Origin of the sequence: Rhizobium sp. B230/85 (genome assembly GCF_019355735.1) — a bacterium.
In the GTDB taxonomy this organism is placed as follows: domain Bacteria; phylum Pseudomonadota; class Alphaproteobacteria; order Rhizobiales; family Rhizobiaceae; genus Rhizobium; species Rhizobium rhododendri.
The window spans coordinates 35,687-56,217 of record NZ_CP072158.1 but is presented as its reverse complement, the minus strand read 5'-3'; the positions used below and the strand labels follow the sequence as shown (position 1 = coordinate 56,217).

The window sequence follows — 20,531 nt, the reverse complement described above, 5'->3', positions numbered from 1 at the left end:
CTCTTCAGCTCTGCGCTCCTCTTTCCCATGGTTGAACGGATGACCGCCTGATGCACCCGTGTCACCAAAAATTCACCCCAGTTTCAACGACGTGACATCCAGCGAGCGGATACCCCTCCCCTGCGACGAGGCGAAATGCCGCTCACAGGAGATTACCATGATTTCACTCAATCGGCGTGCAGCCCTCGGTTTGATCGGCGGGACCGCCGGCAGTCTCATGCTCCCGAAACTGTCGATGGGCCAGGGCAAGCGCCCGTCCATCACGGTCGCAGTCCAGAAGATCACCATCAACAACACGCTGGATATCTGGTACGAGCAGTCGAACGTCGGAGAGCGCATATTCTTCCCCAATCTGTGGGAAGGCCTGATCGTCCGCAACTGGATGGGTAACCAGGAGCCGATCCCGGGTCTTGCCACCGAGTGGAAACGCATCGACGAAAAAACACTCGAACTGACGCTCCGCCAGGGCGTCAAATTCCACAATGGCGACGAGCTGACTGCCGATGACGTCGTGTTCAGCTTCTCGCCGCAGCGCGTCTTCGGCAACAGCCAGCCTGCAGGCGGCAAGACCATTTTCGAGGCCGACAACAAGCCGACGACGGCAAAGGAACTGCCGGCCACCTTCCCGGGCGTCGGACGACGTCTCTGGCCGGCACTGGCCGGTGTCGAGGCTGTCGACAAGTACACGGTACGGTTCCACAATGTCACGCCGGATGTCACGCTCGAAGGCCGGCTTTACGCCTTCGGCAGCCAGATCGCCAATCGCCGCGCCTGGGATGAAGCCCCCTCCTATCTCGACTGGGCACGCAAGCCGATCACGACAGGCGCCTACATGGTCGGCGAGTACAAGCCAGACGTATCCCTGACGCTGCTGGCCTTCGACCAGTACTGGGGCGGCCGCCCTCCGCTCGAGCAAATCCGCTTCGTCGAAGTGCCTGAAGTCTCGTCGCGCGTGAACGGCCTTCTCTCCGGCCAGTTCGATTTCGCCTGCGACCTGCCGCCGGACCAGATAGGTGCCGTCCAGGCAACTTCGGGCTTCGAGGTTCAGGGCTCGACCATTTTCAACCACCGCATCTCGGTTTTCAGCACTCAGAACCCGGTGCTCGCCAATCCGCTGGTGCGCCGTGCCATGACCCATGCGATCGATCGCCAGGCCATCGTCGATGCCCTGTGGGCCGGCAAGACGAACATCCCGGCCGGCCTGCAATTTGACTCCTATGGCGAGATGTTCGTCAAGGGATGGACGGTTCCGGAATACAATCCGGAGATGGCCAAGGATCTCCTGAAGCAGGCCAACTACAAGGGCGATGCCATCCCCTTCCGCCTGCTCAACAACTACTACACCAACCAGACGTCCAACGGCCAGATCATGGTGGAGATGTGGAAGCAGGTCGGCATCAATGTCGAGATCCAGATGAAGGAAAACTGGGCCCAGATCCAGGACGCAAGCAGCATGAAGGGCGTGCGCGACTGGTCCGCATCCCCGGCCTTCAACGATCCGGTCTCCTGCATTGTCAGCCAGTTCGGACCGAACAGCGAAATCCAGCAGCAAAAGGACTGGTTCAACGCCGAGGCAAACCAGATGTCTGGAATTCTCGAGACATCGACAGACCGCGCGGCACGCAAGAAGGCATTTGCTCGCATGCTCGAGATCTGCGAGCGCGAAGATCCGGCCTACCAGGTCCTCCACCAGAACGCGGTATTTACCGGCATGAAATCGTCCCTGAAATGGAAGGCAGCGCCCGCCTTCGCCATGGACTTCCGCGCCAACAACTGGGCCAGCTGAGACCCCGATCTATTTGCCTCGGCTGCATGATGCTGCCGGGGCATTTTTTTGTACCAGACACGGCCTGTCCAAGCGCCTCCCGCCCGGACTTCGATACGAGCGCCGTCATTTAGAGGGAGACCGTCCCGTTGCTAACCAATCTCGTAGAGCTCCGCAATCTGAAGGTCGCCTTCGACGGCGTTCCTGTGCTTCACGGCATCGATCTCGACATAAGACGAGGGGAATCGGTCGGGCTCGTCGGTGAATCCGGCTGCGGCAAGTCCGTGACCTGGCTCGCGGCACTAGGCCTGCTGCCGCGCCGGGCCCAGATCAGCGGCTCCGTGACGCTCGAAGGCCGGGAACTCTGCGGCGCCCCCCGCTCAGTGCTCGAACAGGTCAGAGGCGGCCGCATCGCGATCATTTTCCAGGATCCGTCGAGTTCGCTCAACCCCGTGCAGCGCATCGGTCGGCAGATTGCCGAGGCTCTTGCGCTCCACCGCGGACTGCACGGAGCAGCGGCAGCGGCCGAAACACTGCGGCTGCTGGACATCGTCGGCATCCCCGACGCCCGCCGTCGCGTCGATCTCTATCCGCATGAATTTTCCGGTGGCCAATGTCAGCGACTGATGATCGCCATGGCACTGGCCGGCGAACCCGATCTGCTGATTGCCGATGAGCCGACAACGGCGCTCGATGCGACGATCCAGGCGCAGATTCTCGATCTGCTGATCCAGATTCGGGCGGAGACCGGTATGGCGACCGTGTTCATCAGCCACGATCTCGGCGCGGTCTCACAGGTCTGCGAACGGATCTGCGTCATGTATGCCGGCCGGATCATCGAAGAGGGCAGCATTGCCCAGCTCTTCTCTGAACCGCGCCATCCCTATACACGCGGCCTGTTCGACGCCATTCCGACCATCGACGGGCCACGCAAGCGCCTGGTCCCCATTCCCGGCACTGTCCCGAACCCGAAGCATATGCCATCCGGATGTGCATTTTCGCCACGTTGCGCGCGCGCCGTGGAAAACTGTCGTCATGAGATGCCGGCTTTCGAGACGATGGAGGATGGCAGGAAGCTCGCCTGCCTGCGCCCCGTGCCTGCGCGTGAGCTGGTGAGTTTTCCGTCCAGAGTTGCGGAAGAGGTTGCCTCGTGACGCCGCTTCTCGAGGCCAGAAGCCTCGTTCGAACCTATCATATCCCGACCGGTGCTTTCGGCAGGCCCACACCTGTGCGGGCCGTCGACGGCATATCGCTATCCGTCAACGTCGGCGAGACGCTCGGTATCGTCGGGGAATCCGGGTCGGGCAAGTCGACGCTTGGCCGGATGTTGCTCGGCATCGATCCTGTCCAGTCGGGCGAGGTTCTGTTCGAAGGCAAGCCCATGCCGGCCGTGGCGACCCGCCTTTGGCGGGCATGGCGGGCAAAGATGCAATTCGTCCACCAGGATCCGCTGGCAGCGCTCGACAAGCGCCTGACGATTTCCGCCCAGATCCGCGAGCCCCTCGATATCCACAAGCTCGTGCCCAAGGAACAGCGCAATCTGCGTGTGACCGAGTTGATGTCCGCAGTCGGGCTGCGCCAAGACCAGGCCGATCGCTATCCCCATGAACTTTCCGGCGGCCAACGGCAGCGCGCCGTCATCGCCAGGGCGCTGGCGTCTCGCCCGAAGCTGATCGTTTGCGACGAGCCCGTCTCGGCGCTCGATGTGTCGATCCAGGCGCAAGTTGTGAACATGCTGAGCGACCTGCAGGCGGAAAACCGGCTCGCCATGGTGTTCATCAGCCATGACTTGAAGGTCGTTCGCAACATCGCCGACCGCGTCGCCGTAATGTATCTCGGGCGGATCGTCGAGGAAGCCTCCTCGGACGTGATCTTCAGTTCGCCGCAGCATCCCTACACCAAGGCTCTCGTCTCCAGCGTGCCTGTTCCGGGCAGACAGCTTGAGGGTCGGGTCATCCTGCAGGGCGAGCCGCCGAACCCTGCCAACCGGCCTTCCGGCTGTGCCTTCCATCCGCGCTGCCCGATTGCAGCCGAGATATGCCGCACGACAGTGCCTGCCTTGCAGACCATCGGCGATGGCCGGACTGCCGCCTGTCACCTGGTGAAGACCGACGACGCCTCGATTGCCGCATAGCGGGAGATAAACATGCTGCGTTTCGTTCTCGTCCGGATCCTTCGGGCACTGATTACCATTGTGGCGGTCGTCACCTTCGCCTTCGTCGTGCTGCGCATGTCCGGCGATCCGGCGCAGGTGATGCTCGGTCCCGATGTGCCCAAGGAAGCCGTCGATGCCTTTCGCAAAGCATGGGGTCTCGACCAGCCCCTGTGGGTCCAGTATTTCGCCTACATGAAATCCATCCTCACTGGTGATTTCGGCGTTTCCATGCGCGACAGGGCCTCTGCCCTGCATCTGGTCATCGACCGCATACCGGCGACACTGGAACTGACTATCCCGGCTCTTTGCCTGCAGCTCCTGATCGGCATTCCGGCGGGTGTCTATGCCGCCCTGCATCGCCAGAGCTTTGCCGACCGCAGTGTCATCATGGCCGCGATCCTCGGTTTCACCGTTCCCTCCTTCGTGATGGGATTGCTGCTGGTGCTGATCTTCTCGGTGATCCTCGGTCTGCTGCCATCGGGTGGCCAAGGCACGTGGCAGCAGATGATCCTGCCGATCGTGACCATGAGCATCGGCTATATCGGTATCCTGGCACGCTTTTCGCGCAGTGCGATGATCGAGGTGATGGGCCAGCATTATGTCCGCACAGCTTCGGCAAAGGGCCTGAAATGGCGCGACGTTGTGTGGAAACATGCATTGCCGAACGCCGCCGTGCCGATCGTGACAATCGTCGGCTTCCTGGTCGGCACGCTGATTGCCGGCGCCGTCGTCGTGGAGTCGATCTTTTCCTGGCCGGGCATCGGTCGTCTTCTGGTGGTCTCGGTCAGCAACCGCGATCTCGCGGTCGTCCAGTGCATCCTGCTGCTGATCGCCGCGACGATGGTTATCTCCAATCTGATCGTCGACATGCTCTACGGCTGGCTCGATCCACGCCTGCGCGCCCAGTCGGCACATTGAGGACTTCGGACATGACGATGGTAGATGCGACATCCATTCCCGTGAGGACGAGCAAGAGACGGGGGCCGCTCGGCTGGTTATGGCGCAATGTCCCCCTTAGCATCGGGCTCGGGATCGTCTGGCTTCTTGCGATGATATTCGTCGCGATTTTCGCCGATCAACTGCGCCCGTACGGCATCACGGCGATGGACCTCAGCAGCCGTCTTGTCGCACCTGGCCATTTCAAGCACTGGGCCGGCACGGACGAGCTTGGTCGGGACGTATTCTCGCGGTTGCTGCAGTCGATCAAGGTGTCGCTGATCATTGCCTTCGGGGCGACGATGATATCGGCCTTCTTCGGCACGGCGCTCGGCTTTGCTGCCGCGAAATTCCGGGGCATCGTCGAACATCTCGTGCTGGTGCTAGCCGATTTCCAGGCGGCCCTGCCGTTCCTGATCATGTCTCTGGCGGTACTGGCCTTCTTCGGCTCGTCGATGACACTGGTCGTCTGCCTCATGGGTTTCTACGGTTGGGAACGCTATGCCCGTATCGCCCGCGGGCTGGCCATTTCCGCCAGCGCCCAAGGTTATGCAGCAGCGGTCGTGCAGCTCGGCGCATCCCCGTTCCGCGTCTACCTCCGTCACATCCTGCCGAACGTCGCCTCGACGCTGATCGTTTCGATGACGCTGACATTTCCGGAGATCATCCTGATGGAAAGCAGCCTGTCCTTCCTCGGCCTCGGGGTCCAGCCGCCCGAATCCAGCCTCGGCAACATGGTCGGCTTCGGGCGAGAATACCTCACCCGCGCACCGTGGATCATGCTGGCGCCCTCGGCCGTCATCATGCTCACCACCCTGTCGATCTCGCTTGTCGGCGACTGGCTGCGCGACAAGCTCGACCCGACAACACGCTAACACCCACTCAACAGGAAACATCCTCAATGACACTCATCACCGGCCACCGCGGCGCCCGCAATCTCTGGGCCGAAAACTCGCTGACGGGCTTTCGCAACGTTCTCGATCTCGGCGTCGACGCGGTGGAATTTGACGTCCACCTGACCACGGCCGGTGAACTCGTCGTCATCCACGACGCAACGCTGGACCGAACGACGGATCATACCGGCCCGGTTCGCACCCTCTCGCCTGAAGCCCGCCAGAAGGTGATGCTGAAGGATACGCACGAGGCGATGCCAACGCTTTCCGAGGTGCTGGAAGTGCTGGCGCCGGCCAACCGGCTCGCCTTTCATATCGAGATCAAGGCCGACGAGAACGGCACGCCCTATCAGGGCATCGTCGAGCGGGTCGCTGGTGAGATCGGACGTTTCGGCATCGGCAGTCGTAGCTGCCTGACATCCTTCGATACGTCCGTTCTGGAGGATTGCCGCCGCCAGGCGCCAGCCATCGCCCGCCTCGTCTCGATCAGCGCCATATCGGCAGAAAAGCATGGCGGAATCTCGCGATTCCTCGAGAAGATCGACGGCCTCGCCAAGCTGGTCGCCGTACACCACGAATTGCTGGAGGCGGAATGGGACGTCATCACCGGCGCTGTTCCGATCGAAGATCTGTGCGTCTGGACGGTGAACGACGAGGAGACCATCCGCCGGTGGCTTGCGCGCGGCATCGGTCACCTGACCTCGGATGCCCCGGATCTGGCGCTGAAACTGCGCGGGGAAATGACCGCGCTTTAGGCGAGGTCCGAGATTAGCGCAGCATGGTTCCCGTCGTCTGCTTGCGGATGTGCCACGATAGCGCCTCTTCGAGCAGGTGCGGGGTATGGCCGCCGCGCGCGGTGGCGCGTGCCAGGTAATCCTCGAGTTGCTCGCGATAGGACGGATGGGAACACCGGGCTATGATCATCGCCGCCCGCTCGCGCGGCGCGAGTTCGCGCAGGTCTGCGAGGCCGTGTTCGGTGACGATGATATCGACATCGTGCTCGGTGTGGTCGACGTGGCTGACCATCGGGACCACCGAGGAAATGCTTCCGCCCTTGGCAAGCGACTTCGTGACGAAGATGGACAGATAGGCATTGCGCGCGAAATCCCCGGAGCCGCCGATGCCGTTCATCATGTGCGTGCCATTGAAGTGGCTGGAATTGACATTACCGTAGATGTCGACCTCCAGCGCGGTGTTGATCCCGATTACCCCGAGACGCCGGATTACCTCCGGATGGTTGGAGATTTCCTGCGGGCGCAGCACAAGCTTGGCCTTGTATCTGTCGAAGTCACCGAACACCCGCTCGGCACATCCGGCCGAGAGCGTGATCGAGGAGCCCGAGGCAAATGCGAGCTTTCCGGCATCGAAAAGATCGAAGGTGCTGTCCTGGAGGACTTCGCTATACATCCTGAGGTGATGAAAAGGCCCCTTCCCCAATCCTGAAAGCACCGAGTTGGCGATCGTACCGATCCCCGCCTGCAATGGCTGCAGCGAAAGGTCGAGCCGGCCGCATGCCACCTCCTGCTCCATGAAGCGGATCAGGTGCCCGGCAATTGCTTCCGTTTCCGTGTCCGGTGCCTCGACGGACGAGAAGCTGTCCTTCTGCCCGGTGATGACGATGGCGGCAATCTTGTCCGGATCGATCGGCACATAGGGAAGACCGACGCGGCTATCGCAGGAAACGACCGGGATAGGCTCTCGCGACGGGCGCTTGGTGGGGATATAGATGTCGTGCAGGCCTTCGAGCGCCAGCGGCTGGCTGAGATTGATCTCGACGATAATCTGCTTGGCAAGGATCGCGAAACTCGCCGAGTTGCCGATCGAAGTGGACGGCACGATGCCGCCCTCTTCGGTAATCGCCGTCGCCTCGATGACGGCGTAGTCGATCGGACCGAGCTGGTTGCAGCGGAGATGTTCGACCGTCTCGGACAGATGCTGGTCGATGAACATCACCTCCCCGCGATTGATCGCGGCACGCAAAGTCGTGTCGACCTGGAACGGCATCCGGCGCGCCAGAATTTTAGCCTCGGTCAGCATCCGATCGATGTCATGGCCGAGCGATGCGCCGGTGATCAGGGTGATCTTGAATGGATCGGTCCTGGCACGTTCGACCATGGCGAGCGGCACCGCCTTGGCGTCGCCTGCCCTCGTGAAGCCGCTCATGCCGATGATCATGCCGTCCTTGATCAGGGCGGCCGCAGCCTCCGGCGTGGTGATCTTGTCCAGCAGCGATTTGCGACGGATGCGTGTCTCGAACATTCTGGCCCCGGGGTTGGATAGGTCTGAAGAGGAGGGGTAAGGCCTCCCTGTCGTGGCACCGAAGCATCGGCTACGACAGGGAGAAATTTCTGCTCAGAAGGGTGCGTCTATGTCGACGATGTTGATCAGCTTGTGGTTGACGAACTCCTTGATCCCGAGGTCGAGTAGCTCCCGCCCGTAACCGGAGCGACGGACGCCGCCGAAGGGCAGATCGGCCTTCACCATCGTCGGATGGTTGACGAACACCATGCCGGTAGAGATCTTCGCCGCAACTTCCGCACCGTGCTTGGTGTCGGAGGTGAACACCGAGCCACCGAGGCCGAAAGGCGAATCGTTGGCGATGCGGATCGCATCGTCTTCGTCACTGGCGCGAAACAGCATGGAGACGGGACCGAAGAATTCCCAATAGCGGGCGGGATTCTCATCCGAGACGTTGGTGAGGATCGTCGGCTGCACGAATGCGCCCCGGTTGGGAACGCTGGGCCCGACTTCGGTGGCCGTGGCGCCGAGCGCAACGGCTTGCGCGATCTTCTCGCGGATTTCATCGGCAGCAACCTGCGACGACATTGGCGCGAGCGTGGTTTCCGGTGCGAAGGGATCGCCGGCACGCAAGGCTGCGACGCCTTTGATATAGCTCGCGAGGAACGCATCGTAGACGCCATCGAGGATGATCATGCGTTTGGAGGAGACACACACCTGGCCGCCGTTCCAGTGCCGTCCGAAGACTGCCCATTTGACGGTCTTTTCCATGTCGGCATCGGCAAGCACCACGAAAGCGTCGGCACCGCCGAGTTCCATGGTGGATTTTTTTAGGGCCTTGCCCGCTTGGGAGGCGACAATGGCGCCAGCGCCTTCGGAACCCGTCAGGGCGACGCCATGCACGCGGGGATCGTTGAGAATTATCTCGATCTGCGAGCGGGTGGCATAGAGGTTCTGGAAACCACCGATGGGCAGGCCAGCTTCCTTCATCAGCCCCTCAAACGCCGCTGCACTTTGCGGCACGTTCGAGGCGTGCTTGAGCAGCATGGTGTTGCCCGCCGACAGCTGCGGGGCGATGATCCGCGCGATCTGGTAATAAGGGAAATTCCAGGGCTCGATGGCGAGCAGGACGCCGAGGGGTTCGTGCACCAGAGTGGCGTCGCCTTCCGCAGGGTCGGCCACCGGCAGCTTTTGTGGGGCAAGCAGCCTTTCAGCGTTGTTCGCGTAGTATTCAAAGATAGCTGCCGACAGTTCCACTTCTGCCCGGGCTTCCGATATCACCTTGCCCATCTCGAGGGTCAGCAGATTGGCGTAGCTGTCGACATCCCGACGCAACAGGTCGGCCGCATTCTGCATGACCTCGGCGCGGTCCGCAAACGGTGCCGTTTTCCACGACAGGAAGGCGGCGTGCGCTTTGTCGATTGCCGTGCCTACCTCGGCGTCCGTGGCGTCGGCAAAGGTTTTCAACGTTTCGCCCGTGTAGGGATTGATGGTTGCATATGCCATGTTACTTACCTTTCGCAGTGTGTGGCGCGTCCGATTTCCCATGGCGCCACCGGTTAGAAGCGGATGCCGGATCAGCCTCCGAGCTCCTTGATGGCCTGGACCATCTGGGTAATCACGGCCTGGGCGTCGCCATAGACCATGTTGCAGTTGTCGCCGTAAAACAGCAGGTTCTCGACGCCGGCATAGCCTTTGCCCTGCCCTCGCTTGACGACGTAGACCTGGTGCGCCTGATCGACATTGAGGATTGGCATGCCGTAGATGGGAGAGGACTTGTCGGTGCGCGCCGCCGGATTGACGACATCGTTGGCGCCGATGACAAGGGCGACATCGGTCGTCGCGAACGCATCGTTGATGTCCTCCATGTCGAAGATGATGTCGTAGGGAACGCCAGCCTCGGCAAGCAGCACGTTCATGTGCCCCGGCATGCGACCCGCCACCGGATGGATGGCAAACTTCACATCGACGTCGGCCGCCTGCAGCATCTTCACCAGTTCGTAGAGCTTCTGCTGCGCCTGAGCGACGGCGAGGCCGTAGCCCGGAACGATGATGACGCTGGAAGCATAGCGCATGGCGATGGCCGCATCGCCGGCGTCTGCCGGCTTCATGCTACCGGCGATGTCTGATGTCGAGGCGGCGCTAACGTCCCCGAAGTTGCTGAAAAGCACATTTGCAAGCGACCGGTTCATGGCCTTCGCCATCAGCACGGTCAGCATCGTGCCGGCCGAGCCGACCACCATGCCGGCAATCATCAGCGCAGGATTTTGCAGGGCATAGCCTTCGAGCGCGACAGCAAGGCCGGTAAAAGCGTTGTAGAGCGAGATCACCACCGGCATGTCGGCGCCGCCGATCGGCAGCGTCATCAGGATGCCGAACGCCAGCGCGCAGCCGAAGAACAGGAGCGCGATGACAACGGTGGGCAGGCCATCGTACTGCAGGACAAGCAGGGTCCCGAGCGCAATGGCGAGCAGGAACACCAGCCCGTTGACCAGGCGCTGGCCCGTGAAGCGTCATGGCTTGTCGATGCGGCCGTCGAGCTTTGCCCAGGCGATGACCCAGCCGGTCAGCGAGATAGAGCCGATCAGCGCACCGGCGATGGTGACGGAGGCATTCAGCGGCTCGGCCGTGGCAACCTTTAGCAGTTCGACTGCAGCAACGGCCGCCGCCGCACCGCCGCCCATGCCGTTATAGAGCGCAACCATCTGGGGCATCGCTGTGACGGCGACCTTGCGGCCATTCCACCATGCCCAGCCACCGCCGAGACCGAGCGCAAGAACGGCAAGTACGATATTTGCCGGCATGCGCGGCTGTGCTGCCTCTGGCAGATCGGCCAGCACGAGAAAGCTCGCGGCGACGGCTATGACCATGCCGATCCCGGCAACGACGATCCCCGAAAGTGCCGTGACGGGGGACGACATGCGTTTTAGCCCGAATATGAAGAGAGCTGCGGCCACAAGGCCGCTCAGCCCCTCGATATGTTGAAGGAACATGATCAAACCTTCTTTTCGGTGCTGGGACGGAACATGGCGAGCATCCGGTCTGTCACGATGTAGCCACCGGCGGCATTGGCCGCTCCGAGCATCACAGCCACGAAGGCGAGAACCTGCGCGGTGATGCTTGTCGCCGTGAACAGGGCATGCAGCGCGCCGACGACAACGATGCCGTGGATGAAGTTGGAGCCGGACATCAGCGGCGTGTGGAGGATGGAGGGAACCTTGCTGATGACCTCGTAGCCGGTGATGGCGGCGAGCATGAAGATGTAGAGGGCAATGAGCCAGGTAAGGGATGTGTCGGCGATCATACGGCTGCTCCTTCGGGGGTCTTCACCGGGACCACGCTCGGCAGTGGCTGGTTTCTCATCTGGCCTTCATGAGTGAGGACTGTCTTGGCGATGACCTCATCGTCAAAATCGAGCACCACCTTGCCATCGCGCACGATCAGTTGGAGGAGATTGAGGAGGTTCTTGGCGTAGAGTTCGCTCGCATGCTGGGCGAGATGAGACGGCACATTGAGCGGCGCGAGAATGGTGACCGGCCCGATCTCGACGGTTTCGCCCGGCTTCGTTGCCTCGCAATTGCCACCGCCTTCCGCGCCGAGATCGACGATAACTGACCCCGGCTTCATGCCGGCGAGCTGCTGTGCATTGATCAGCTTTGGAGACGGGCGGCCGGGCACGGCGGCCGTGGTGATGATGAGATCGGCCTCCTGGATGTGCTGCGTCAGGGCCGCATTGACCTTCAGCTTCTCCTCGGCAGTCAATTCCCGGGCATAGCCGCCCTCGCCGCGTGCATCGACGCCGGTCTCGACGAACTTGGCGCCTACGGACAGCGCCTGCTCCTTGGTTTCGGGGCGAACGTCGTAGCCTTCGGTGATCGCGCCAAGGCGATGGGCCGTTGCAAGTGCCTGCAGCCCGGCAACGCCGAGCCCCATGACCAGGACCTTCGCAGCCCTGAGCGAACCGACGGCCGTCGTCATCATCGGCAGGATTCGCGGCATGTTGGCCGCACCCAGCAGCGGCGCATAGTAGCCGGACAGTGCCGACTGGGTCGAAAGCACGTCAATCGCCTGGGCGCGACTGATGCGGGGCACCGTCTCCATGGCGAAGGTCGTGATCTTGCCCTCGCACAGCGCCTTGACCAGTTCCTGCTCCCGGTTGGCATAGACGAGGCAGATCAGGATCGCGCCCGGCTTCATCATCTTGACGGTGGCAACGGCTGGAGCCTGAACGGAAAGGACGATATCGGCATCGCCGAGCAGCGCCTTCAGGTCTGGCTCGAACGCGACGTCCTGAAAGCTTGTATCGGGGAGCTTTGCCGCATCGCCGGCACCAGACTGCATATGAAGTTTGGCGCCGAGCTTGACGAGCTTGCCCGTCACCGCCGGTGCCAGCGCGACGCGCTTCTCGCCCGCCCTTGTTTCCTTGAGCACTGCAATCTTCATGGGGATCGAACTTTCACGGTTGTCCGGGCTACAGCGTTCCCTCCCCGGGAGAATGCTGTGGCTGCGGTCTGGGTAAGGGACTGGTGATAAAAATGCCTAGTCGATCTGCAGAACGATGCGGCCGTCGATGCCGCCCTCTTCCATGCGGGCAAAGATGGCGTTGATGTTTTCGAGCTTGTCCCAGGAGAAGTGGGCTGCCACTGCGCCGTCACCGGCAAATTCCAGTGCTTCCTCCAGATCCTGCCGCGTGCCGACGATGGAACCGCGCACGGTGATGCGCTTCAGGACCGTGTCGAAGATCGGCATCGCAAACTTGCCCGGTGGCAGGCCAACGAGCGCCATCGTGCCATGCGAGCGCAGCGCACCGAAGGCCTGCTCGAAGGCTGCCGGCGACACCGCCGTGACGAGAACGCCATGCACGCCGCCAAGACGTTTTTGCAGCTCTGCAGCCGGGTCGACCTCACGGGCATTGATGACGATCTCCGCCCCGAGCTTTGTCGCAAGGGCCAGCTTGTCGGGATGAACGTCGATGGCCGCAACATGCATTCCCATGGCCTTGGCGTACTGAACTGCCATGTGGCCGAGACCGCCGACGCCTGAAATCGCCACCCATTCGCCTGGCTTGACCTCGGTTTCCTTGAGCGCCTTGTAAACCGTCACGCCGGCGCAAAGGATAGGTGCTGCGGGACCCCACTCCAGATTGTCCGGAAGGCGGCCGACGTAATTCGGATCGGCGAGCGCATATTCGGCAAAGCTGCCGTTGACGGAATAGCCGGTGTTCTGCTGGTCGGCGCAGAGCGTCTCCCAGCCGGTGCGGCAATGGGGGCAATAGCCGCATGCAGTATGAAGCCACGGGACGCCGACGCGGTCGCCTTCCCTTATGCGCTTGACGTCGCGTCCGATGGCGACGACGGTTCCCACGCCTTCATGGCCCGGAATGAACGGCACGGTCGGCTTGACCGGCCAGTCACCCTTGATGGCATGGAGATCGGTATGGCAGACGCCCGTCGCGGCAATCTTGACCAGGATCTGGTCGGCACGCGGCTCTGGCACTGGCACATCCTCGATCACCAGAGGTTTGCCGAATTCGTGGAGAACAGCGGCCTTCATCATTTTCGTCATGGAATGCTCCTTGGGTTATCGCCAAGTAGCATGCACCCCGACCAGCCAGCTTGATCTCAATCAACCGAGGGAGAGCATGGCCCCGGCCAGTGACGACCAGAGCCTCCGGGGTCCCGTTATTGCGACAGGTGGGCAGCCTGCCATCGATCCGTTGTCACGATCGGCAAAGCAACTGTCTTGTCTGTCCCTATCGGGCCATATCAGAGACTGCGGTATCTGACATCTCGACCATCAGGTTGTAGTCAGAGACAATTTTCTCGAGACTTTCACCGGCTCCCTTGCGAGCGTCGCCTTTGGCTTTTTCCAGCAGTGTATAAAAGTCACGCATCTCCGAAGCATGGTATCGGGCCGCGATTCAAAGCCAATGAATGCGCCGGGGTTCGCCGAGGAAAAATCGTCGAACTCGGTCGTCGCGGCCGTGTAACCGTCCAGTGCTGTCTTGAAGGCCTGCATGTCGACTACGGGGTTTTCTGCATTCGGCAGGAGATTGATCATCGTTTCGGCATGCATCATGGTGTTGCGAACCTGCCAGGCCGCCTTCTTGCCTTCAGCCTTTTCGATGGCCGCCAGAGCAGCAAGATCGGTCTTTTGCTTTTCTACGCGCAAGGCGGTCTCTGCGTCCTTCCGGCGCGCTTCGTAAGCGGCGCCTAGCGGTGCGATATCCTTATGGAGGGCTTTGCCGCCTTCCATTTTATCCACCTTGTAGTCACCGCGCTCGTAATAGGTGTTGGCCTTTTCGATCACCGGCGCCAGCTTCTGATAGGCATCGAGATATGCCATCATGGCGGCATCGAGGTCGGGCATTTTCGGCTCGGAGACAGCAGCTTTTTTAACCACATCGATCTGCTGGCCGACATCGTACAGAGAGTAGAGACCGTAAATGGTCCTCTCCTTGCCGGTCGGTCCCTTGCTCATGTTGACCCACAAGCGATAGCGCTGAAGCGAGTCCGTCGCGCGAAGCGTGTCGTTCATGAATTTGACGTAGGCGTTCATCTTGGTCACCGCCAACTGAGTGGCGCTGACCGACGCGCTGGCGTCCTGCGCGTAGGCTGGCTGCCACACCAGAGCTGGCTGCGCACCGAGTGCGAAGAGTGCGGCCCCCGCCGCCAGAACCAAGGATTTCAGATATCCCATCAAACCTATTCCCCACGAAAATCTATTTTGAATAAACGATACAGACCAAATCGATGTGGGGCTGGAGTGAGCAAGGTCAACCGCAAGATGCCGGGCATCTTGCGGTTGAAAAAATGGAGTATCGGGTATGACGCCTCGCCTAGACTGCGAGAAATCCCCCATCGACATTCAAGACCACGCCGGTGACCATTTCCGTGTCTTCCGACAACAACATAGCGATGGTCCGTGCGACGTCTTCGACTTCGGCAAAGCGCCCGATGGGATGGCGCACCATCATCGGCTCCGACTTGACAGGGTCGCTCCAGGCTCTGAGGGCAAGCTCCGTTAGCGTGATCGTCGGGGCGACTGCGTTGACGCGAATGCCGTGCGGGCCGAACTCCTTGGCCATGACCCGCGTGGCGCCTTCCAGCCCGGCCTTGGAGGCGGCGTAACAAAGATGCTCGGCAAAACCGCGATGGCCCGCAATCGAGGTGATGTTGACTATGGCGCCGCCGCCCCCGGCTGCGACACGCGCCCGGCCAAACTCCTGACAGGTGATGAGGGCGGCACGAAGGTTGATGCCCATGACCGCCTCGTATCCCTCCTCGGTCATGTCGAAGCTCGATTCGAGCACGTTGATACCGGCGCTATTGATCAGGAAATCGGCGGTACCCGCTTCCCGCATCGCCGCCCGTGTCGCAGCCGGGTCGGCGAGATCGACGGCAATCGAGCGTCCGCCGACTTCTTCTCGCAGGCTTTCCAGATCGGACGCCGTGCGGCTGAGTGCAATGACCTCGGCGCCCCGCTCCGCCATGATTTTCGCGCAGGCGCGGCCGATGCCCTTGCCTGCGCCGGTGATGATGACGGATTTCCCGGCAAACTGCATATCTGTCTCCTCCTCAGGCACAAAACTTATTGGGAAAGCGGCTCGGCTTCAGTGCGGATTTTTCGGCTGACCGCCTGCAGGTCCAGGAAAGCGCGGTATCGTCTATCGTGCAGCGCGCGGATGGGCCCGGTCGCCGGCTGGCATTGCAAGGCGATGACGGACATGGCCGGCATCGCTGCCTGCAGGTCGGGATAGACGTTAGCAGCAACCGCACCCAGCATCGCCGACCCCAGCAGCACCGGCTCGGGACAAGCGGTCACCTCGATCGGCATTCCGGTTGCATCGGCCAGCATCTGGCGAATGAGAGGATGCAGCCCTGCGCCGCCCGATACCGAGATCGTCCGGATCGCCACGCCCTTGGCGGCCTGCGTATCGACGATCTGGCGCAAGCCGTAGCCAAGTCCGCAAATGCCGGCGATGTAGAGCGCAACGAGACTGTCGGAGCCCGTCTCCATGCCGAGCCCCATGATCACCGCACGGGCCTGCGGATCGGCAAATGGCGCGCGATTTCCGAGGAACTCGGGCACCACGTGCAGATGATCGGCAAGACGGACAGCCTCAGATACCACGGCTGACAAGGCGAGCGCCCGATCCGCCAGCCATTGCGGCAGGCTCTTGCCCTCGCGCGCCGCCATAGCGGTTGCCTCCGGACTGGCGGGATGCATCCTGACGAGCTGGTCTATTGCAGCGCCGGCTGCGGATTGTCCGCCTTCGTTGAGCCACATGCCGGGAACCATGGCCGAATAATAGGGGCCCCAGACGCCGGGCACGAAGGTAGGCTCTGCGGTGGTTGTCATGGTGCAGGACGACGTCCCGAACACATATCCGAGGCATAAGGTCGGGTCTTCCGCCCCTCCCCTCGCCGCTACGGTGCCTATGCCGCCGGCATGAGCGTCGATCAAGCCTGCCGCAACGGCAATGCCGGGCCGCAGGTTCATGAGTGCAGCCGCCTCGGCGGTCAGCCCCCGGCCAAGGGCAGTGCCGGGGTGAACGACGCTCCGGCCGATCCTGGCAAAGCCATCCTCGACGAGATCTTCCAGCCCGATCTGGCGGAAGAAGCTCTCGTCCCAGCGGTTGTCCTTCGCCAGGTAGGTCCATTTGCAGGTGACGGTGCAGGACGACCGGTCGAGGGCGCCGGTCGTCTTCCAGGTCAGGAAGTCCGTGAGGTCGAAGAAGTTCACCGCTGAGCGGTAGATCTCGGGCAGGTTCTCGCGCAGCCAGAGCAGCTTCGGCGTCTCCATCTCCGGCGAAATCGTGCCCCCGACATAGGACAGAACCTCGTGTCCGGTGGCATTGATCCTGCTGGCCTGATCGAGGGCGCGATGGTCCATCCAGACGATGATGTCCCGCTCGGGATGGGCACTGTCCCCCACCCCGCCGCTGGCACCATCGACGACAAGCGAGCAGGTCGCATCGAAGCCGATCCCCGCCACATCGGCCGGATCGACGCCCGCCAAAGCGACAGCCTCGGAAACCGCCTCGCAGACGGCCTGCCAAACCTGTGCACTCGATTGCTCGACATGGCCGGAATCGTCTCGGAAGATCACCAGATCCCGTTTGGCATGAGCGAGCAGCAAGCCCTCGCGGTCGAACACGCCTGCCCGTGCCGAACCGGTGCCGACATCGACGCCGATCAAGAACCTCGTCATATCATTCCTCCACGCTCTGCGAACTCGCCTTCAGCCGTCTTACACCCGGTCGAAATTCGTCGGAAGGACGATCATGTCGCGGATCGTCACAGTGCGCTTGCGGGTGAGAATATATTCGACCGCATCGGCAACTTCGCTCGGGTCCATCAGGCTTCCGGATTCCTTCGCCTTGCGGAGGTTTTCTTCCGGCCAGTCGGCCAGCAGCGCCGAGACGACGGGACCGGGCGATACCTGGGCAACGCGAATGCCATGCGGAATCATCTGGCGACGCATGGTCTGGACGAAGCAGGTGATCGCCCACTTCGAGGAGGCATAGACCGGCTCCCAATAGGTCGGATAGTGGCCGGCAATCGAGCAGGTGACGACGATGTCGCCGGTGCCGCGCTCGATCATGTGCGGGGCAACGTCATGGACGTTCTTTATCACGGCGTTGACGTTGAGGTTCAGCATCTTGTCGATCGCCTCGCCAGTCGTCTCCGTCAGCTCGCCGCCGATATAGGTGCCCGCATTGCAATAAAGGATGTCGATGTGATCGACCTTCTCCAGGATTTCCGGCACCATCGCAGCGCAGCTTTCGGCATCCAGCAGGTTCGTCACCTGGGCGATAGCCTTTGCGCCGAGACGACCCGTCAGTTCCTTTAGGCTCTCCTCGTTCCAATCCACCATGACGACCCAGGCGCCGGCGGCCAGCAACTTTTCCGTGGTGGCAAGGCCAATCCCCGAAGCGGCTCCAGTGATGACGGCAATCTTTCCTTCAAGTGACTGAGACATTCGTGCTCTCCTTTATGTCCTGAATTATCAATATGGTTACGGGTCAGCGCCACTCGCGGGCGATGTAGATGGCGAGCAGGATGATAAAGCCCCGGATGATATCCTGCAGATAGGGGTTGATACCCATCAGGTTGAGGCCGTTGCTGAGGATGCCCAGCAGCACAGCGCCGATCAGGGTCCCGATGATGAGCCCGCGACCGCCTGCAATGGCGGTACCGCCGAGAACGACTGCTGCAATGGCATCCAGCTCGAAGCCGACGCCGGCATTTGGCTGGCCGGACATCAGGCGTCCGGTGAGGATCACCGCAGCCAGGCCGGCAGTCAGGCCGGAAATGGCATAGACAGCAAGCTTGACCCTGGCAGTCTTCACGCCGGATAGCTTGGCTGCCAGTTCGTTGCCGCCGATGGCGTAGACATGGCGGCCGAACGGCGTGCGCTCGAGCAGCACCCAGGCGAGTGCATAGATGACGACCGTGATGATGACAGGCACCGGGACGATGCCGACGCGGCCGACGCCGAACCAGGAAATCCAGGACGGCAAGCCCGAAATCGGATAGCCGCCGGAATAGATGAGCCCGATACCACGGGCGATCCCCATCGTCGCCAGGGTGACGATGATAGCCGGCATGCGTCCCCAAGCGACCAGCAGGCCGTTGAAAATCCCAAGCCCGATGCCGAGAACCATCCCGGCCAACAGCCCCACCCAGCCCGGCAGGCCGAAATGGACCATAAGGCCCGCAGCCATCGTTCCCGCCAGCGCCATGACCGCGCCGACGGAAAGGTCGATGCCGCCGGTGAGGATGACAAAGGTCATGCCGACCGCGAGGATCGCCACGACGGAGACCTGGCGGAATACATTCAGGATATTCGACACCGAGAAAAAGCTGTCAGACGCAAAGCCCATCAGGATGGACACGACGACCAGCCCGGCCAGCGGCAGCGCCAAAGGCGAGTGAATAAGCGATCTGAATGCGGAAATTGCTGCGCCTTTGGCGCGAGTATCGCTTTCAGCGATCCCATCATGCGACATCTTTTATCCTCCCGGTGGTAGCGTGGATCATGATCTCTTCGGCATTGATGGCTGAGCCTTCGACTGTCGCGACGATGCCGCCTGACCGAAAGACACACACCCTGTCGGACATGCCGATGACTTCCGGCAGTTCGGAGGAGATCATGATGATGGAATATCCGCGCGTGGTGAACTCGCGCATCAGCTGGTAGATTTCTGTCTTGGCGCCCACATCGATGCCGCGTGTCGGCTCGTCGAAGATCAGCACTTTCATGTTGTGATTGAGCCAACGGGCGATGACCACCTTCTGCTGATTGCCGCCGGAGAGCGTATCGACGCGCGCCATCGGCCCCTGCGCCTTGACCTGCACCTGTGCCATCGCGGAGACGGTATCCTCAAGCTCGCGACGGCGATCGATGAAGAAATGCCCGAATAGATATTTGCCGTAATTATTCAGCGAAACGTTATGGAGGATAGAGAAGCTGGTGATCAGCCCCTGTTCCTTTCTGCTTTCAGGCAGCAGCCCTATGCCGCTTGCAAGCGCCTCCGCTGGATCGGTAAACCGTCTCTCGACGCCATCGAGCGACAGCTCGCAGCGGGCGGCGCGGTGGGCACCGATCATCGCCAGCGCCGTTTCCGTCCGGCCGGAGCCGACCAGCCCGGCAAAACCGAGAATCTCGCCTGAACGCAGCTGGAAACTGGATACCGGCCCTCCCCGCGCCAATTGTACCGCCTTGACGTCGAGGACGACCAGAGGGTTTGCATTCATGACAGGTTTCGGCGGAAAGCTGTTTTCAATCCGCCGGCCGACCATCAATTCGACGAGGCGGTGCTGGTCGACCTCGCTGACATCGCAGGAGGTCACATATTCCCCATCGCGGAGCACCGTGATGCGGTCGCAGATCTCGAAAATCTCTTCGAGGTGGTGCGAGATGAAAACGATGGCGACGCCCTGCTGCCGAAGGCCCCTCATTACCCTGAAGAGATGCTCGACCTCGGATGGCGTCAGCGTTGCTGTCGGCTCGTCCAGCACCAGTATCCGGGCATTCAGCGCCAGCGCCTTGGCGATCTCGACGAACTGCTGCTCGGCAACGGAAAGAGTACGGACCGGCACGTTGAGGGGTATATCGATGCCGAGTTGAGCGAGGATTTCGGCCGCGCGCTTGCGCATGGCGCCGCGCTTCAACAGGCCGACGGAGCTACGCAGCTCGCGGGCAAGAAACATGTTATCGACAGCATCGAGATAGGGGATCAGCGAGAACTCCTGGAACACCACGCCGATACCGTTGTCGATCGCCTCGTTGTAATCGGCAAAGCGGTGACGCTCGCCATCGATGAAGATTTCCCCCTCGCTCGGTTGCAGGATGCCGCACAGCACCTTCGTCAGCGTCGACTTTCCCGCACCGTTCTCGCCGAGGAGAGCATGGATTTCACCTGCGCGAACGGTCAGGTCGACCCCGTGCAGGACCGCAATCCTGCCGAAGCTCTTCTTGATACCCTTCAATTCCAGCATCGCTCGCTCCCGCGTTTGAATGGATGGCGCGCTCCCGC

17 protein-coding genes and 1 pseudogene are annotated in these 20,531 nt (G+C 61.6%); 6 read left to right on the top strand and 12 right to left on the bottom strand.

Annotated features, from left to right (window positions below; translation table 11 throughout):
* The first annotated feature begins 157 nt into the window (after positions 1–157).
* From J5289_RS25355 to J5289_RS25330, 6 genes are all read left to right on the top strand, one after another.
* Positions 158–1,786, top strand: coding sequence for an ABC transporter substrate-binding protein (locus J5289_RS25355; RefSeq protein WP_209185623.1), 1,629 nt, complete (start codon positions 158–160; stop codon positions 1,784–1,786).
* 128 nt (positions 1,787–1,914) lie between these two features.
* Entirely contained in the window at positions 1,915–2,919 is a 1,005-nt protein-coding gene (locus tag J5289_RS25350) for an ABC transporter ATP-binding protein (protein WP_209185624.1), read from the top strand.
* Positions 2,916–3,899, top strand: coding sequence for an ABC transporter ATP-binding protein (locus J5289_RS25345; protein WP_209185625.1), 984 nt, complete (start codon positions 2,916–2,918; stop codon positions 3,897–3,899). Before J5289_RS25350 ends, J5289_RS25345 begins: the two co-directional genes overlap by 4 nt.
* Positions 3,900–3,911: 12 nt before the next feature.
* Positions 3,912–4,838 carry an ABC transporter permease gene (locus J5289_RS25340; protein WP_209185626.1) on the top strand — a complete coding sequence of 309 codons (927 nt, stop codon included), beginning with the start codon at positions 3,912–3,914 and terminating at the stop codon, positions 4,836–4,838.
* 17 nt (positions 4,839–4,855) lie between these two features.
* A complete protein-coding gene (locus J5289_RS25335; protein WP_209207551.1) occupies positions 4,856–5,731 on the top strand; it encodes an ABC transporter permease in 876 nt (291 codons plus the stop codon).
* A gap of 26 nt (positions 5,732–5,757) precedes the next feature.
* Complete coding sequence (locus J5289_RS25330) at positions 5,758–6,504, top strand: glycerophosphodiester phosphodiesterase family protein (protein WP_209185628.1); 747 nt, start codon at positions 5,758–5,760, stop codon at positions 6,502–6,504.
* A 13-nt stretch (positions 6,505–6,517) separates the two neighbouring features.
* Here J5289_RS25330 and J5289_RS25325 read toward each other — a convergent pair whose 3' ends face one another.
* The 12 genes and pseudogenes from J5289_RS25325 to J5289_RS25270 all read right to left on the bottom strand — a co-directional run bounded on the left by J5289_RS25325 (position 6,518) and on the right by J5289_RS25270 (position 20,493).
* Positions 6,518–8,008: an acetyl-CoA hydrolase/transferase family protein gene (locus tag J5289_RS25325; protein WP_209207538.1), complete on the bottom strand. Its 1,491-nt coding sequence runs from the start codon at positions 8,006–8,008 to the stop codon at positions 6,518–6,520.
* A 93-nt stretch (positions 8,009–8,101) separates the two neighbouring features.
* On the bottom strand, positions 8,102–9,493 hold the full coding sequence (locus tag J5289_RS25320; RefSeq protein ID WP_142824967.1) for an NAD-dependent succinate-semialdehyde dehydrogenase: 1,392 nt from the start codon (positions 9,491–9,493) through the stop codon (positions 8,102–8,104).
* 71 nt (positions 9,494–9,564) lie between these two features.
* Positions 9,565–10,980 (bottom strand): annotated as a pseudogene (locus J5289_RS25315) (NAD(P)(+) transhydrogenase (Re/Si-specific) subunit beta).
* A gap of 2 nt (positions 10,981–10,982) precedes the next feature.
* Positions 10,983–11,291, bottom strand: coding sequence for an NAD(P) transhydrogenase subunit alpha (locus J5289_RS25310; protein ID WP_209185631.1), 309 nt, complete (start codon positions 11,289–11,291; stop codon positions 10,983–10,985).
* Entirely contained in the window at positions 11,288–12,436 is a 1,149-nt protein-coding gene (locus J5289_RS25305) for an NAD(P) transhydrogenase subunit alpha (protein ID WP_209185719.1), read from the bottom strand. Before J5289_RS25305 ends, J5289_RS25310 begins: the two co-directional genes overlap by 4 nt.
* Positions 12,437–12,526: 90 nt before the next feature.
* Positions 12,527–13,552 (bottom strand): alcohol dehydrogenase AdhP, encoded by a 1,026-nt coding sequence (gene adhP / locus J5289_RS25300; RefSeq protein ID WP_209185632.1) that lies wholly within the window; start codon positions 13,550–13,552, stop codon positions 12,527–12,529.
* Positions 13,553–13,783: 231 nt separating this feature from the next.
* Positions 13,784–14,686 carry a YiiG family protein gene (locus J5289_RS25295; RefSeq protein ID WP_209185633.1) on the bottom strand — a complete coding sequence of 301 codons (903 nt, stop codon included), beginning with the start codon at positions 14,684–14,686 and terminating at the stop codon, positions 13,784–13,786.
* 139 nt (positions 14,687–14,825) lie between these two features.
* Positions 14,826–15,551: an SDR family oxidoreductase gene (locus J5289_RS25290; protein WP_209185634.1), complete on the bottom strand. Its 726-nt coding sequence runs from the start codon at positions 15,549–15,551 to the stop codon at positions 14,826–14,828.
* 26 nt (positions 15,552–15,577) lie between these two features.
* Positions 15,578–17,200: an FGGY-family carbohydrate kinase gene (locus tag J5289_RS25285; RefSeq protein ID WP_209207537.1), complete on the bottom strand. Its 1,623-nt coding sequence runs from the start codon at positions 17,198–17,200 to the stop codon at positions 15,578–15,580.
* Positions 17,201–17,239: 39 nt separating this feature from the next.
* Positions 17,240–17,971, bottom strand: coding sequence for an SDR family oxidoreductase (locus J5289_RS25280; protein WP_209185636.1), 732 nt, complete (start codon positions 17,969–17,971; stop codon positions 17,240–17,242).
* 43 nt (positions 17,972–18,014) lie between these two features.
* Complete coding sequence (locus J5289_RS25275) at positions 18,015–19,001, bottom strand: ABC transporter permease (RefSeq protein ID WP_142824959.1); 987 nt, start codon at positions 18,999–19,001, stop codon at positions 18,015–18,017.
* The gene (locus J5289_RS25270) at positions 18,991–20,493 is read right to left on the bottom strand and encodes a sugar ABC transporter ATP-binding protein (RefSeq protein ID WP_209185637.1); all 1,503 of its coding nucleotides are present in this window, start codon (positions 20,491–20,493) and stop codon (positions 18,991–18,993) included. Before J5289_RS25270 ends, J5289_RS25275 begins: the two co-directional genes overlap by 11 nt.
* Positions 20,494–20,531: the final 38 nt, after the last annotated feature.